At 31.8% G+C, this 15,270-nt stretch carries 23 protein-coding genes; 19 read left to right on the top strand and 4 right to left on the bottom strand.

All coding sequences use genetic code 11. The features are described 5' to 3' along the window. The first annotated feature begins 74 nt into the window (after positions 1–74). Together IGL32_RS11350 and IGL32_RS11345 are read left to right on the top strand one after the other, a co-directional pair. Positions 75–950 (top strand): aldo/keto reductase, encoded by an 876-nt coding sequence (locus IGL32_RS11350; protein WP_231435731.1) that lies wholly within the window; start codon positions 75–77, stop codon positions 948–950. Between the two features lie 98 nt (positions 951–1,048). Beyond that, complete coding sequence (locus IGL32_RS11345; protein ID WP_002365232.1) at positions 1,049–2,380, top strand: FAD-dependent oxidoreductase; 1,332 nt, start codon at positions 1,049–1,051, stop codon at positions 2,378–2,380. 37 nt (positions 2,381–2,417) lie between these two features. Here IGL32_RS11345 and IGL32_RS11340 read toward each other — a convergent pair whose 3' ends face one another. Genes IGL32_RS11340 through IGL32_RS11330 form a run of 3 tightly spaced genes read right to left on the bottom strand, consistent with a single transcriptional unit; the run spans position 2,418 to position 3,828 of the window. Beyond that, positions 2,418–2,753 carry a winged helix-turn-helix transcriptional regulator gene (locus IGL32_RS11340; protein WP_002365231.1) on the bottom strand — a complete coding sequence of 112 codons (336 nt, stop codon included), beginning with the start codon at positions 2,751–2,753 and terminating at the stop codon, positions 2,418–2,420. Positions 2,754–2,791: 38 nt separating this feature from the next. After that, on the bottom strand, positions 2,792–3,445 hold the full coding sequence (locus tag IGL32_RS11335) for an ImmA/IrrE family metallo-endopeptidase (protein WP_002365229.1): 654 nt from the start codon (positions 3,443–3,445) through the stop codon (positions 2,792–2,794). Then, on the bottom strand, positions 3,442–3,828 hold the full coding sequence (locus IGL32_RS11330) for a helix-turn-helix domain-containing protein (RefSeq protein WP_002371437.1): 387 nt from the start codon (positions 3,826–3,828) through the stop codon (positions 3,442–3,444). The genes IGL32_RS11335 and IGL32_RS11330 overlap by 4 nt, the downstream gene beginning before the upstream one ends. A 758-nt stretch (positions 3,829–4,586) precedes the next feature. On the opposite strand from IGL32_RS11330, the gene IGL32_RS11325 reads away from it, so the two are divergent. The 4 genes from IGL32_RS11325 (at position 4,587) to IGL32_RS11310 (ending at position 5,850) form a co-directional block, all read left to right on the top strand. Beyond that, entirely contained in the window at positions 4,587–4,838 is a 252-nt protein-coding gene (locus IGL32_RS11325) for a hypothetical protein (RefSeq protein WP_002365227.1), read from the top strand. 85 nt (positions 4,839–4,923) lie between these two features. Beyond that, on the top strand, positions 4,924–5,250 hold the full coding sequence (locus IGL32_RS11320; protein WP_002365226.1) for a hypothetical protein: 327 nt from the start codon (positions 4,924–4,926) through the stop codon (positions 5,248–5,250). Then, positions 5,250–5,666, top strand: coding sequence for a DUF961 family protein (locus IGL32_RS11315; protein WP_002380876.1), 417 nt, complete (start codon positions 5,250–5,252; stop codon positions 5,664–5,666). Before IGL32_RS11320 ends, IGL32_RS11315 begins: the two co-directional genes overlap by 1 nt. A 22-nt stretch (positions 5,667–5,688) precedes the next feature. Further along, on the top strand, positions 5,689–5,850 hold the full coding sequence (locus IGL32_RS11310) for a hypothetical protein (protein WP_002380875.1): 162 nt from the start codon (positions 5,689–5,691) through the stop codon (positions 5,848–5,850). Here IGL32_RS11310 and IGL32_RS11305 read toward each other — a convergent pair. Further along, positions 5,837–6,025 carry a hypothetical protein gene (locus IGL32_RS11305; protein ID WP_002371434.1) on the bottom strand — a complete coding sequence of 63 codons (189 nt, stop codon included), beginning with the start codon at positions 6,023–6,025 and terminating at the stop codon, positions 5,837–5,839. The two genes, IGL32_RS11310 and IGL32_RS11305, sit on opposite strands and share 14 nt — an antisense overlap. A gap of 226 nt (positions 6,026–6,251) precedes the next feature. Between IGL32_RS11305 and IGL32_RS11300 the strand changes: the two genes are divergently transcribed. From IGL32_RS11300 to IGL32_RS11240, 13 genes are all read left to right on the top strand, one after another. Then, positions 6,252–6,404, top strand: a complete 153-nt coding sequence (locus IGL32_RS11300) for a DUF6906 family protein (protein ID WP_002371433.1) — start codon at positions 6,252–6,254, stop codon at positions 6,402–6,404. A gap of 41 nt (positions 6,405–6,445) precedes the next feature. Next, positions 6,446–6,739, top strand: a complete 294-nt coding sequence (locus IGL32_RS11295; RefSeq protein WP_029655860.1) for a hypothetical protein — start codon at positions 6,446–6,448, stop codon at positions 6,737–6,739. 59 nt (positions 6,740–6,798) lie between these two features. Beyond that, complete coding sequence (locus IGL32_RS11290) at positions 6,799–7,125, top strand: nucleotidyltransferase family protein (RefSeq protein ID WP_002394268.1); 327 nt, start codon at positions 6,799–6,801, stop codon at positions 7,123–7,125. Beyond that, the gene (locus tag IGL32_RS11285) at positions 7,115–7,495 is read left to right on the top strand and encodes a HepT-like ribonuclease domain-containing protein (RefSeq protein WP_002402315.1); all 381 of its coding nucleotides are present in this window, start codon (positions 7,115–7,117) and stop codon (positions 7,493–7,495) included. Before IGL32_RS11290 ends, IGL32_RS11285 begins: the two co-directional genes overlap by 11 nt. Further along, positions 7,496–9,004, top strand: a complete 1,509-nt coding sequence (locus IGL32_RS11280) for a cell division protein FtsK (protein ID WP_010712811.1) — start codon at positions 7,496–7,498, stop codon at positions 9,002–9,004. Positions 9,005–9,022: 18 nt separating this feature from the next. Continuing rightward, the gene (locus IGL32_RS11275; RefSeq protein WP_002371427.1) at positions 9,023–9,301 is read left to right on the top strand and encodes a hypothetical protein; all 279 of its coding nucleotides are present in this window, start codon (positions 9,023–9,025) and stop codon (positions 9,299–9,301) included. Next, positions 9,291–9,578: a hypothetical protein gene (locus IGL32_RS11270; protein WP_010712810.1), complete on the top strand. Its 288-nt coding sequence runs from the start codon at positions 9,291–9,293 to the stop codon at positions 9,576–9,578. The genes IGL32_RS11275 and IGL32_RS11270 overlap by 11 nt, the downstream gene beginning before the upstream one ends. Positions 9,579–9,587: 9 nt before the next feature. After that, complete coding sequence (locus IGL32_RS11265; RefSeq protein ID WP_010712809.1) at positions 9,588–10,013, top strand: hypothetical protein; 426 nt, start codon at positions 9,588–9,590, stop codon at positions 10,011–10,013. Positions 10,014–10,315: 302 nt separating this feature from the next. Next, positions 10,316–11,599, top strand: a complete 1,284-nt coding sequence (locus tag IGL32_RS11260) for a replication initiation factor domain-containing protein (RefSeq protein WP_010712808.1) — start codon at positions 10,316–10,318, stop codon at positions 11,597–11,599. Between the two features lie 17 nt (positions 11,600–11,616). Continuing rightward, positions 11,617–11,841, top strand: coding sequence for a hypothetical protein (locus tag IGL32_RS11255; protein WP_002394261.1), 225 nt, complete (start codon positions 11,617–11,619; stop codon positions 11,839–11,841). Further along, positions 11,805–12,416 (top strand): hypothetical protein, encoded by a 612-nt coding sequence (locus tag IGL32_RS11250; protein WP_002394260.1) that lies wholly within the window; start codon positions 11,805–11,807, stop codon positions 12,414–12,416. The genes IGL32_RS11255 and IGL32_RS11250 overlap by 37 nt, the downstream gene beginning before the upstream one ends. Before the next feature lie 123 nt (positions 12,417–12,539). Continuing rightward, positions 12,540–14,537: an isopeptide-forming domain-containing fimbrial protein gene (locus tag IGL32_RS11245; RefSeq protein WP_025189428.1), complete on the top strand. Its 1,998-nt coding sequence runs from the start codon at positions 12,540–12,542 to the stop codon at positions 14,535–14,537. A gap of 3 nt (positions 14,538–14,540) precedes the next feature. Beyond that, a complete protein-coding gene (locus IGL32_RS11240; protein ID WP_002394258.1) occupies positions 14,541–15,269 on the top strand; it encodes a class A sortase in 729 nt (242 codons plus the stop codon). Position 15,270: the final 1 nt, after the last annotated feature.

Raw genomic sequence — 15,270 nt, 5'->3', positions numbered from 1 at the left:
ACTTTTTTCTTTTTATGTATTTAACTCTAAGGTTTAGGATAGAACATGTAAAGAAATTAGAGGAGGAAAACAATATGCAAACAATTACTTTGAATAATGATGTAGAAATGCCTCAATTGGGATTTGGTGTGTATCAAATTCCATTAGAAGAAACAGCTGAAGCAGTCTATCAAGCCATTAAAGCAGGATACCGTCTGATCGATACAGCTTCTATTTACGGAAATGAAAAAGAAACAGGTGAGGGAATCAAACGTGCCATCAATGAAGATCTGGTCACTAGAGATGAACTTTTTATTACCTCTAAATTGTTTATTCTTCAAGCATCAGAGGACAAAGCTAAGGAAACGATTGAACATTCTCTTAAAGTAATGGGATTGGATTATCTTGATCTTTATCTTATTCATCAACCATATGGAGATATTTATGGTGCATGGCGGTCAATGGTTGCCGCTCAAAAAGCAGGGAAATTGCGTGCAATAGGAATTTCAAATTTCAAATCAGCTAAAATGATTGAATTTATTGGGTTGAATGAGGTGAAACCTCAAATCAATCAAATCGAAGTGAATCCTTGGAATCAACGAATTGAAGATCAGGAATGGCATGAAAAATATGGCGTACAAGTTGAAGCTTGGGCACCATTTGCAGAAGGCCGCCATGAACTATTCAAAAATCCAGTATTAGAAGAAATCGGTGAGCAATATGGCAAGTCAATTGGTCAAGTTGTGCTTCGCTGGCTAATGCAAAGAGGGATTGTAGCTTTAGCAAAATCAGTCCATCCTGAACGAATGGCTGAAAACATTGATATTTTTGATTTTGAGCTTTCAAAAGGAGACATTGAAAAGATAGCGAATTTAGACATGAAAGAATCTGCTTTCTTTGATCATGACGCACCACAGCAAGTGGAATGGTTTATGAATAGAATGCTAGACACTGAAATTAATGTGGATTAAAGGAGTTAAAAAGATAGGTCCATATGGTTACTTTAAAGTAACTAATTGCTAGCTTTAATAAAACCTTATAAAATTATTTTAGAAAGGAAGTGATTGTTATGAACAAATATAAAAATATAATTATCGGTTTTGGAAAGGGAGGGAAAACACTAGCAAAAGAAATTGCTATGCGTGGTGAAGAGGTATTGATGATTGAAGAATCTGAACTAATGTATGGAGGGACATGCATTAATGTAGGATGTATACCATCAAAATCTTTAATAATTAATGGAGAAAAACATGTAGATATGTCAACGGCACATTCAATAAAAAATAGTTTGACAAGTAAGCTGAGAGAAAAAAATTACAATAACCTTTTTGAGGAAGAGAATATAACTATTTTAAATGGAAAAGCTAAATTTTTATCAGATAAAATCATACAAATCACTAAGACAGATAATACGAAAATACAAGTTAAAGGTGAACGTATTTTTATTAATACGGGCTCAAAAGCTATCAAATTACCTATAGATGGGTTAAATAAAAGTAAGAATGTTTTAGATTCTACAACTGCTATGGAACAAGTAATAGCACCAGAAAAAATAGTTATTATAGGTGCTGGTTACATTGGGTTAGAATTTGCATCAATGTTTAATTCTTATGGAAGCAAAGTTAGTATTTTAGATGCTAGCTCTGAATTTTTACCTAGAGAAGATGAAGATATCTCAACATTAATATATAAAGATTTTTTAGATAAGGGAATTGATATTCAGTTAGGCGTATCTATAAACCATATCATAGATAAGGATAATTATACTGAAGTAATATATACTCAAGCTGGTAAAATAAAGAAAGTAGAAGTGTCTAAATTGCTTGTAGCTACAGGTAGAAAACCTAATACAGATGCCTTAGGATTAGAAAACACAAATATAAAAACGGATAGTCATGGGGCTATTGTTGTAGATGAATTTTTAAAAACATCTGTGGAAAATATTTGGGCAATAGGCGACGTAAAAGGGGGTCTACAATTTACCTATATTTCTTTAGATGATTATAGAATAATAGTGGATTATCTTTATGGTGACAAAAAGAGAAATACTATGAATAGAGGTAATATACCGTACAGTGTATTTATAACACCACCTTTTTCAAGTGTTGGAATAAAAGAAAAAGAGCTAGAAAAAAGCAAAGTAAACTATAAAGTTTTTAGTTTACCTGTAAAAGCTATACCTAAAGCCCATATTATTGATCAGACAGTAGGAATTTTTAAAGTAATAATAGATGCAGAAACTGAAAAGATTTTGGGAGCTTCTTTATATGGTGCAGAATCTCATGAATTAATAAATCTTATTTCGTTGGCAATGGATTTTAATATGGACTATAAAGTATTACGTGATAGAGTGTATACCCATCCTACTATGTCGGAATCTTTAAATGATTTACTAAAATAAAAAATTGAAGTTCATTTCATAACCATAGAAATGAACTTCAATTTTTTAGATTTGTACAATCTAATTCTCTTTGACCCCATAGTTTCATTTGTAAAACAATAGTTGCTAAATCTTTTCCCTTTTCAGACAAATAATAAGTAGACGAAGTAGTATTATTGAAAACTTCTTTTTCATTCTTAACAATCTCATTGTCTTCCAAAAGTTTTAGTTGTTGTTTGATCATTTTTGGAGAACTATTCGGAAGCAATCGGCAAACTTCTCCAAAGCGCATAGATCCTCCGTTTAGGGATTCTATTATTTGGGGAACCCACTTTTTTCCAAGTATATTAGATAAAGCCTCTACAGGGCATTTTTTTTCCACGTTTTTATCCATTATATAACACTCCTTTTATGATTCATTAAAAATAAAAACTAATTGAAAATAAATCTGTAGATATCAGTTTCTTTATGAAAGTAATAATTGTTAAAAAGTGTATTAGCGTGTGCAAAAGTACAATTATTTACATACATAAGATGCTCGATGAGTCTATTTCTTAATGCAGATTTGCTCATAAAAAAGTATTGTGCAATTTCTTCGAATGAATAAAATTTTTTTAATGCGTAAAACAATGCTTGATCATTTGCCATTAACATACTAGCACCGACATTAGCACGATATTCTTTTGGAAAATCTTCCATCAAGTAACCATTTTTCAAAAGAATATCAGAAAAAGTATGAGTTGCATTATTAATTTTAGGTATATCTATGTAGTAATGCATAACCTCATGCATTTTAGTGAAATTTTTTCGTTCTAACATTAATTCTTTGTTTGTTGTTATAATGACTTCATCGTCTACTTTAGAGATTGAACCAAGCATCCGTCTTTTAAGTTGTTTTTGAAACGTGTATTCAACAAATTCAACATCTTCAACTTCTTTTACATATTTTTCAATATCAAAGCATTTAACTTGTTCAATATTTTTGGAAGAGTAGTAAGATACTTCTTTTATTAATTCGTTCGAAAAATTAAATGCTTCAAAATAGAGTTCTTTACTAATAAAATCCACCAACAACAGTCCAATCAATTTTTTTTGTTACGTTCCTTTTTTTCTTTTGCTTTTTTTATAAGAAAATCTTGAAAGTCGATTAATTCTTCTTCTAATTCTTCTATATCTTCTATGTCCATATCAGAAGTATTAAGACGAAAATGTGAGATGATATTTTGTCCCACATTTGTTTTTTCTTCAGGGGGAATGGGATTGTTAGTTCTATTTGTAAGGTAGTCTGTTGATACATTATAGAAATCCGCAAATTGAATTAGTTCGTTATCACGAATGGGACGAGCACCTGATTCAATTTTATTATAAACACTTCTATCCATGTGCAGTAAATCAGCTAATTCTTTTTGAGTTAATTCTTTATTTTCACGTAGTTGTTTCAAACGTTCATTTGTTTTAATAATAGTCACCTTCAATCTATTGATTTAATACAGTTTAACATGGATTTAAAATAAATCTTTAAAAAAATCTGAAATAAATCTTGACATTTCTTTTATAGAATATTACACTATGTTCATAAAGATTCGAAATAGAATCTATTGGTTCTTTTACGAATCATAATTAAATAAACAAAAAGCGTTCACGAGGAGAAAATGAATTTCTGTTTCGCAAACACTTATATAAATACTAGACACATTTATTTTAAGCGATTTGACGAAATAATACAAGAATGAAATTTTTGTTCGAGGTTGTAAGTCTTGTTGAGGTGGTGCGTACCAGCCGTTGAATGGGACGCAAGGTGGCAGTAGTATCTTTAACTAGAGCCATATTGATGACAGATTAATGCAGAGCTGTCAGATTATTTTCAATAACCATGTCGTGAGACACGTTGGAAATAGTTGCTGAACTAGATTGAATAAAAAAATCTATGCAAGCTCAATAAAAGGAGGAGAGCTGTACACCGTATATTACAGTACTATCTAATGTGCCGTGATGTGATGTAATGTAAGAGTCACTAGCCATTGAAGATGATTCTATGTATTGTGATGAACGTAAGAATCTAAAATTGAAATACAATTAAAGTTGTTATTTTTAAGCGTGGAAAAGATTTTTTCTAAAAGAATATTCAATATTAACTTTAGTAAGCACAACTGTATTATTTTAGTTGTACTTTTTTATTTTAAATGAAAGAACAGAATTTGTTATTAAGTGAATAAGGAGGATAAAAATGAAAGAAGAGCTATTACTTTTTGTTGAGAAGTTTGTTGAACGTATGAAACGACAGAAAAAAACTTTTTCTATTTCGGATATAGAAAAGAGCTATAACTTAGAACGTAAGAAGTTAGGTAAGAGTGCGGTTAAGTTAACAAACATGGAACGCTTAACAATTGAAAGTCGATTATTAAAAAATCAGATTTTACAACGAACATATAAAATGACAGGTTATCATAAACCTTGTCAAGTTGTATTTTTTAGTTAATAAGAAGAATTGCATAAAGAGAGAAAGGCAGTCAATGGTTGACTGTTTATTTTTGTATAAAAATTAGTGAAAGAAGGAAATTATTTTGGCAAATAGAATTCAAGAAATTGCATTAAGTGATAAAAATTTAGGAAGTAAAATTAAAGCTGTTTATAAAACAGAACGTGATATTTATGTAAATGGAGCACCTGTTCGTGGTCGTGTGTTCACCGCTTCAAGCGAAAAGCAACGTGATTTTGAGATTTTTGTTCCTCATTTACGAAATTCACAAATGTTGAATGGCCGTGAAGAAGTAAAATTAATTGATCCAGTAGCACGAATCAATGTAAAACGGAATAACATTGGAAATAGTCGCTCAATTGACATGGTAGTTTATGCAAAACGTTTAGAAGTAGTTGGAGGTAATAAATAATGGGATTATCATTTGAAAATAACACGATTGAAAATTTTGATGTAGTAGGAACATTTGGTACGATGAATTTCTTAGAAGTAGTTGCAATTAATGAACGTGATGGTGAAGGAAATGTGACTGACGATGTTCGTGAACAACGAGTAACGGTTTATTCTAGCAAATTAAATGACCAAGTAGAAATTGCGATTGATCCAGGCTATGACGTTAGTGATATCAATTATGATGATGAAATCGAGTTGACTGGAAATGTAACAGCTCGTGGATGGCTTAATGCTTACAAAGGTTTTAATGACAATGTACAAACAGAACAAGCGTTTAAAGTCCGTGCAGTGGGTATTAAAAAAGTAGGAGCTGTTAAACCAGCGCAACCTACACTACAAAAAGAAAATAAGAATCAAGCAAATGAGCAAAAATAAATATTAGATTGAGGTAGATTTAATGAGTAAAAGGGAAGAATTAAAAAAAATAGGTGATGAGTTATATAAAGTTTTGGCACAAAACAACGTTACCTTTGAACAAGCAAAAGTAACGCTAAATTATCTTTCGATTAAATTAGATCATGAAATGCAACGAACAATGGTGTCTCTTAAGACGTTGTAAAATAGAGAATACTTTTTTCAGGAATGTAGTATTGAATATTGGAGCTGATAAATTCTAAAATTTTATCATCAATAATTGATTGGAATTTTTCAATTTTGAGTCTTTGGTTGTTGGCAAGAATAATTGTTACGGATTGCATGTCTATTTCACATGCTTTTTCAATTGTTTTTAGCATTATTATAGGACACCTCCTTTTGTTAATATTTTACCACTGAACCAGAAATTTCTGAAAAAATTAATTGGATGTGGGAATTGAAACGAAAGTAAATATCATATTCAGAGGAATCGGTAGCACCGTTTAACAGCTAAAAAGGGCATTCTAACGAGTGCCCTTTTTACTATTAATTTGTGTTAACAAGATTTGTTAATAGACATTAATAATAAAGAAAAGGAGAGGTTAAATGAAACAAGGGAAACGCCTAGTTAGGAAAGAAAAAGAGTTGTTGAAAAGTTGCCGATTGAATCCAACAAATTGGTTAGTAGAAAGACGGTTGAAGAGTAGTGTGATTTTTCTTCATAAAGAAAGTGGTAATTTGAAGGAAATTTATTATTGAAAGGGGGTGGCGGAGAAGTAGTGTTAGACTTGGCGGAAAGAATGGGTGTAAAACAAGAAAAATATAGGAGGTTTTTAGAGAGAAAAATTAGAGTCTATCGTATGTGGCAAAGTTTTAGTTATTATAGTACATTGTATTTAAAACTTTATAACGAAACTAGTGAGTATCTTATCCAGTTTTTATTGTTAGATGATTTATTTTTTGAATGTGATGAAGCTGTTTTAAACTTGTTAGATAATTTTTTAGAACAATTAGTTAAAGCATATAATAATAAACTGCATGAAGATTTTGATAAGGGTGTTTTCTTTGAGGAATACACAAGTAAAGTGAATTGATTGTAAAATTTGAATGCTTTATAATGGCTTTAGAATAGACGTTAGAAGAGGTGAGAAAAATGGTGATGACAATGAATGAAATTAAAGAGCGTGTGAAACCTGTAGCAGAAAAACACAATGTACCAGTCGTTTATGTCTTTGGTTCTTATGCACGTAATGAAGCGAAAGAAACCAGTGATATTGATTTTGCTGTAGATATTACAGGACAATCGGAAGAAGCCTATTGGAATTTGTATGGAGATTTCTTTGAAGAATTAAAAGAAGCTGTAGCGCATGATATTGATTTAGTGGAGCTAGAAACTCTTGTTGATACACAAGATAAACCTGAAAGAAGAGAATTGTTAGCTACCATTTTAAAGGAAGGTGTAAAGGTATTTGAGAGATAGTACAGCAAAGGATTTACGTTTGTTAAGAGGAACGCTGATCTACATTGAAGATATAGAACAGACACTCAATCGTTTTGGAAGGGATTATGAAACCTTCTATCATGATAGAGTGTTTTTTAATGCAATCAGTATGTGTTTAATGCAAATTGGTGAATATACTGTTGGGAACAGTGGCTTTTCAGAAGAATTTAAAGAGAAAAATAGTGGTAAAGTTGATTGGAAAAGACTTAGGAATATGAGGAATATGTTTGCACATTCGTATAGCACAATGAATGAACGTCAGATTTTTCGAATGGCTACAGAATATATTCCAGTGTATAAAGAATTTTGTAGACAAGAATTAGCACGGTTAAAAAAAGAAGGTAGGTAAATGGTAAAAAAATTATTTAGATATAGAGGTAGAAGAATTCGTTATTCTTCAAGAAATTTGTTGGCACTCTATAGAGTGTTATTTTTTATGCCAATTTTTGCTTGTTTAGGCTATTTTGTGGGCTATAAATGGATGTATCCTTTATATCTTTCAAATCCAGCTGATTGGAAAATATATATTGTACCAGCGTTAATCATTATAGGTGTCTCGATAGGCTCAATCGTGTTAATTACATTGCTTGTTAAGGCTTCAATTATCAATTCGGGCTATTTTTCTAAAGTAGAACAACGTCAAGTGTTAGCTCGTATGATTATCGACAATGGCTATTATACGAAGAAGCAAGTTAAAGGTAGTGATGGTAAAACAAAAGAAAAAATAAAGTTCCCAAAAATTTATTATAAGTCTGCAAAAAATAGTATTTTCGTTTCATTTGAAACAGCAGGTAATAAATTTCAGGAAAAATTTGAAACCATTGGTGGTTTTTTGGAAACAGCGTTTCATGCGGACAATTTAAATAAAATTGATGAAAAAGGCTTTATTACCTATGAACTAGCTTCTGATGTTTACAATAAGCGTATTTGGATAAAGGATATGCAAGCTGATAAAGGAAAGGTTCAATTAATGAAAGGGTTGTATTGGTACTTTGATAAAGACCCACATTTATTATTAGGTGGTGGAACTGGCGGAGGTAAAACTTTTACCATTTTATCTCTAATTTATGCACTTTGCCGTGTGGGTGAAATGGAAATTTGTGATCCAAAAAATTCTGACTTGATGGCACTAGGTAAGTTACCAATGTTTGCAGGAAAAGTGCATACAGGAAAAATAGATATTGTTAATTGCTTGAAAAATGCAGTTGAATTAATGAATGCACGTTTTGAAATGATGAATAATAGCCCTGATTACAAAATGGGTAAAAATTATGCGTACTATGGTTTAAAGCCTAAGTTTATTGTGATTGATGAATTTGCAGCATTTAAAGCAGAATTAGCGAATGACTATGCGCTTGATGGCGATGTAGATGAATATTTAACCCAACTTATTTTAAAAGCTCGTCAAGCAGGGATTTTCTTTATCGTTGCAATGCAACGTCCAGATGGTGAATTTATCAAAACGGCTTTACGTGATAATTTTATGTTTCGAATGTCAGTTGGCCGTCTTTCAGAAACAGGTATTTTGATGATTTTTGGTGATGAAAATAAAAATAAAAACTTTAAATATGTTGAAAAAGTTGACGGTCAAAAAGTCTATGGTCGTGGTTATGTTGCACAAGGAGGTTCAGTAGCAAGAGAATTTTATAGCCCGCAAGTACCACAAGATTTTGACTTCATTCAGGAATTTATCAAGATTTCTAAAGAACTAGGATATGAAGATATTTCAAAAGAAGTTCAAGAAGAAGTATCTCAAAAAATATCAAAACATGTGGATAAAGAAGCCCTTGCTGAAATTGATGAAGAGTTAGAAGCGGGGCAAGCAAAGTTAGCAAAGTTAAGTGAAAAATTTGGATAATAAGAAAGGAGCTTTTTATTGGATTCTAATGAAATAATCAAACACGTTAGAGAACGAGTATATGTTGAAGTCAAGAAACGATATAAAAAGCCTGATTTAGATACACGTATTCGTGACATTCTCTATGAACAATCAGAAAGCTATGCAAAATTAGTTCGATTTTCTAATGGAAAGCGAATAAAAAAATTAACTGATCCTGTTGAGTTTGAAAAATTTATAGAAAATAAGGGAACTAAAATTGTTGAAGAAGTAATCTTTGCTTTGAATAAAAAGGAGGAAAAAGAAAGTGAAATTTAAATCGCAAGGACAAATGCTAAGTTATGTAAAAGAGAAGGAACAAAAAATAATTAAAGAAATTGACCGAAGAGCAGAAAAAGAAGGAGTTTCAGATGATAATAGATTGCTTGATTATAAGTCTTTAGTGACTTCTATTTTAGAAGCAGAAGCGGTTTATGATGAAGATAGACCAGTTGAGGAAAAGAAATTCTCAACATCACAAGAAGTTGATAAGTATTTAGAAACAAGATTTAAGGAGTATATGAATTCTGCTTGGAAAGAAATGTTTGGTAAGTAGGTGTGAAGTATGTTTTCGTTTGAGGAAGTGATTTTACAACTTGAAAATAAGATTGCACTAAAAACATTAAAAAGCTGGGCGAATAAAATAGAGAGATTAACAGATAAAAAATTTGAAAGGAAATATACGAAAAATTCTAAAGGTTATACCTATTCGTTTAAAGTTTTCAGTTCTAATGATGTTGAATCTTTTTTTAAATTAATTGATCTAAGAAGTAAAAATGTTCCTTTAGATATAGCTATTTCAGATGTTTTTATGTCAGAAGAAGAGAAAAAGAAGAATGAAACTATTTCAATGACAAAAGCAGATTTTCGAGAAAATCAAGCAACAGTGAAAGAACTAATCGATTTAGTAAAGGATGTACTATCAGATAATGCAGAGATAAAAAAACGCTTGAAAGTTTTAGAAATGAAGCAAGGAATGGTAGGAGAGTAGACTAGAAGTTGCTAGGGATTGTTGCGTGCTTTGTAGATAGAATAGGGGCGGCGCCCCAAGGCGCCCGCCCCTATTCTATCGTTAACAAAAGTAGCAACGTATATCCCAAATACTTCTAGTCGTGAGGTGGGCTTGACCCACTTCGAAAGTTTCTACCCCCGTTTTATAACATGGGGGTAGAATTTAATATACCATATAAAAAAGTTACTTAAACGCTATGTCCCACAAGGGATTGAGCGATTATAATTTTGTCACATTTTTCGACTAAAGTTGTCACATTTTTTGGAAGTAGGTTTAAAGCAGTGAGAGGTGTTGATTTAAAGCGGTATAGAAAAGAGCTAAAATTAAAACAGCAAGAATTGGCAAGTAAATTAGGAATTGAGCGTTCGTTAATTTCAAAAATAGAATCTGGAAAACGTGTTATTTCTAAAGAGTTAGAACAAAAGATTATTGATGTGTTGAACTTAGATGGTGGGCACGCTTCGGTAGAAGCAAAAATTGACTTTTTAAGAATACGATTTAAAACATTAGATGTTCGGACAGTTATTGAGAAGTTGTTGCACATGGATATGAACTGGTTTACTTATGAACCTAGAGGGTTTTATCATTATACAGAAACATTTTCATATAGCTCTATTCGGATTTTTCGGAATCCAGAAAACGTTAATATGGGAATTATGTTGGACTTGTCTGGTGAAGGTTGTCGGCAACTAGAAGAAATTTTTGAAGAGGATAACAATAGATCGTGGACAGAATTTTTTCGCTCTCTTTATGATGACGATATTTTCGGTCAAGGTATTTTGGTAGATACAAAAATTACACGAATTGATATTGCTCTTGATGAATTGATTGTGAAAGGACAAGAAAATTTTGATTTATATGTTTTGAAAGAAAAAATGGAGCAAGGGCTTGTAGATACTACATTTAAGAATTTTGATTTTAGTGGGGGCTTTGCTTATGAAAATAAAAAAATGGTAAATAAAGGTTTGTCTCTTTATTTTGGCAGTCGTCAATCGCCATTATATTTTAACTTTTACCAAAAAGATTACGAGTTAGCAAGAAAAGAAAGTGTAAGTGTTGAGGAAGCAAGAGAAAAATATGAAATTAAAAATCGATATGAAATTCGCCTTTCAGATGAAAAGGCGTTTTTGTTTGTAGAATATTTTCTATCAAGCGGTGAGTCGTTAGACTGGTTAGTGAAAGAAATTATTAATCAATCTTTGACTGTATATGACATTGAAGATGATATGAAGGTCTATTGTAAATCTTGGTATGATGTTGTTGATAAATTGGAAGGCTTAAAATTATCTATTCAAGGTGAAAAACCGTCTATTGAAAAAACACTTCGGTGGTTATCAAATTATTTAGCCCCTTCATTAAAGATGATTAAAGAGATTGATAATCTGTTAGGAACAAATGAGCTGATGGAACGTATCGATTTAGCAGAACTAAAGGAGAAACACGAGGAAATTATTGAAATGGTGTGTGTTGATGCGAAAGATTTATTGTTTGATACTAATCAAAATAATAGTGTTCGGTCTTATATGGAACAAGAATTTGATTTAGAAGAAGCATATCCATTTTAAAGATTAAGGGGGGATATATGGATACAATTGATTTATTGCTAATTACTTTTGTTTTAGTAGTACTTAATTTTGAGATATTTATTTTTTCACTCTATTCGATGAGAAAGAGAAAAAAGCTAAATAATGTTGATGAAGAATTTAGAAAACGTTCTGATGCTGATTCTTTATTAATAGATAATATTGTAGTTGAAAGGAGTTTATGTATATGGGCAGAGAATGTATTAAACAAAACACTAAAGTAGCAATTACTATTACTGGGAAAATGAAACAAACTAGAAATGACATACAAAAAACAAAAGAAAAAATAATTCAATTAGATAAACAAGGAGAATTGATTATTCCTTATTTAAAAACAGTCTTTGAAAAGCTTTTAGAATCTAATGAAGAGCTTTTAAAAGAAATTTCAAGATATAGTTATACTTATGTAGCTTATGAAGAATTAATGACGGTTAAAGAGAAAGCAATTTGGGAAGAATTTTTTAGTGTAAAAAAAATATATGATAAAGAGCTTTCAGAATTTTCTAGTTTTAAAGAGAAATATAAATATTTTGAACCTAAAAACAGTGAAGAATTAAAACAACAAGCTCGAGTATTGTTAGAAAAGAAAGGGTATATTGTTGACAGTCCATTTGAAGGTGATTTTGAAAGATGGATTGGGGTTTACGCTAGACCAAAGGATAAACCAACTTATTTAGATCCAACGGATGGAGAAGAAGTTGGATTACAAGAAGTGTATAGTGTAGATGGATTTAAACAAGACTTTGCAGAATGGTTTGAAGGAGAAATTGTGGAAGGTAAAGTAAAAGAGATGCTTTAAATTTTTCAAATGCTAGGTGTTTTGTTGAAAACAGAACGTGCACCTTAATATATTTAATTGAATGAATCTGTGATGAAGCGATAGAAATTATTCTGTGGCTATTTTTTATACAAAAAAATAATAATGAAAAGAGGAAATATTTTGAAGAAAACAACGATTATTCAAGGATTAGCAACAACAATCATTTTAGCAGTCATGGCAATGCCAATGATGGTTCAAGGGCAAGAAGGCGGACAAGTTCCACAAACAGTGAGAGCAGATTTTTTTCAACGTGCAAATGTAAGCTCTAACTCAATCATTAATGCGCCGAATGCTTCTGTGGTAACACCAGATGATGAAGCTGGTTCAAAGTATAGTTTTATTGCAAAGTTTATTAAAGGTGTCACTACGGTTGAAACAGGTGGTGGTGGGTGGACGAATGATGTTTACGTTAATATGCCTCCTCAAAAATGGGACGGGAAAATCGGTCTTGATGTAACGAAAACGAAGAAAGGGCAATCGTGGATTCGTTACAACAACGTAGGTACAGCTGATGATGGGACACCAATTGATTTAAAAATTACCATTCAAGATTGGGAACAATATAAAAATGCACAAAATATGGTGTCAAATAATATTGTTGCTTTTAACAATGTATCCGCAATTGCAACCTACCAAGGTGGTTTCTCATGGGTGAAACAAACATGGACGTACCTAGAACATGGCACAGACAAAGAAAAGCCAGTTTCAGGCTACTATTCATGGATTGATATTGATAATTTACAAGGAATGACGATTGACAAAGATTCGTACAAAGCAATCGATAAATTGTACGTACCAACGAAAGATACAATTGTTAAATATAAAGAAGAAAAAGACGGTGGAAAAACTTTTTATGATTCTGATGACATTCCCTTAGATGATGGCGATAACCGTGGTGATTTTACGTTTTTGTATTCTAATCGTTCTCGATTCGACTTCACATATAGTGAGGACTTCGCGACACGTGAAAAGAATTTAGGGTATCCTTTACCGCCAAAAAATAATAACCAGTATAGTTATTTTGGTTATAGTGCTAAAAAACCAGTTCGAACAGCGCCAATGATTCCTACTAAAACAGTGACAGATAGTGATGAAACAAATGTTGATAAGAATATCTTAGAAGGGTTAGGCGAAGTATATAGCTATACGATTACACATAAAGTTCCTGATGAAATGAAAGAATTCTACTACAGTAATTACGAAATGCAAGACGAGCTGGTTCCTGAATTAGAACGTGTGTCTGATGTGAAAGTCACGGACGAAGCAGGAAAGGACGTTACCAATAAATTTGAAGCGAAGCATGAAGGTAATTTAGTACGTATGGTCGCAAAAGCAGACGTATTAAAAACAGCGGATTTCTACAATCATGAATACAAGTTCAATTTTCAAACAAAAATCCGTGAAGGTGTTAGCTTAGATAAGTACCTTGTCGATGGCAAACTACAAATTCCAAATAAAGCAAAAATTATCCAAAACAACAAAGAAGTGCCAACTGATGAAACACATACAACTGTCACACCAAAAGACCCGTCTATCGCTAAGAAAATCCTTGAAGGCGATAAAGAAGTGGATTTGACCAGTGCCAAATTGGGCGATGAAGTGACATTCAAATTAGATGTACAAGTGCCAAACACCAAAGATATGACATCTTTAGTGATTCAAGATGATTTAGAAGATGTATTGGAAGCGAATAAAGAAGTGAAAGTCACTCTTTCAGATGGGACAGATATTACGGATCAGGGGAAAATTAGTGTTGATGAAAAAACACAAAAAGTTTCTTGGACTGCCAATGAACCAAACAAATTAAAAGAAAAACAATTATTTGTGTACATTAAAGGGAAATTGAAAGACGCAGACTTTTCGCAATATGTCGATGATAAAGGGGATATTATGATTCCAAACTTGGCACAATTGGTGATTAATGATGAACCGACAGATTCTAACAAAGTGAATGTTACAACTCCACAAGAAAAACCAAAAGTATTGCCAAATACTAATATGGATTTTGGAACAAGTGCAGGTGTAGCTACAATGATTGCAATTTCATTAATTGGTGTGGTCGTAGCAGTGAAACGACAAAAAGATAGCAAAGAGGGCTAATTAATGAAAAAATGGATTGAAAAAAACAAATATTTTGTTGGAGCAATTGGAGTTATTCTCATTGCTCTTTTTTCATTCCTTCTTTTTCAAAACCAACAAAAAGAAGAAGTGAAAGAAGCTATAAATACAATGGTATCAAGTGGCTTAGAGGAAGCAGAAAAGCCAAAAAAACATGTAGAGACAAAATCTAGTGAAACTGTTCAAAGTAATCAAGTAGATGTTATTACTGGTACGGAAGTACAAGAAGAAACACCTATTCCAACAGTGATTTCTTTAACCGAAGGCGAACGTCCGTCTGTTAAAACGATTCAAAGTGCCCAAGTAAATTTTAATGAAGTGTCGGATTCTGTTTTGGGGTCTATTGAAATTGATTCTATTCAATTAACATTGCCTATTTTAATGGGTGATAGTTTTGACAATATGCTTTATGGAGCGTGTACTGTTTTATCAAAACAAACGATGGGAAAAGGAAATTATGCTTTAGCTTCTCACAATGCTGGATATGAAGGATTACTTTTTACCTCGTTAAATAAAGTTTCTGTAGGAGATTTGGTCAAACTTAATGATCGTGAAGGACATTCGTTCACATATAAGGTAAAAGAACAAAAGCATGTTGATATGACTGATACAACTATGTTGAATCTAACAAGAAAGCCAACATTAACTTTAATAACTTGTGACCAAGCCACAAAAACAACAGGAAGAATTATTGTGATTGCGGAATTAGTTTAGA

It is taken from the genome of Enterococcus sp. AZ035 (assembly GCF_050548325.1).
GTDB classification, from domain to species: Bacteria; Bacillota; Bacilli; order Lactobacillales; family Enterococcaceae; genus Enterococcus; species Enterococcus faecalis.
This window is presented reverse-complemented; position numbering and strand designations above follow the sequence as displayed.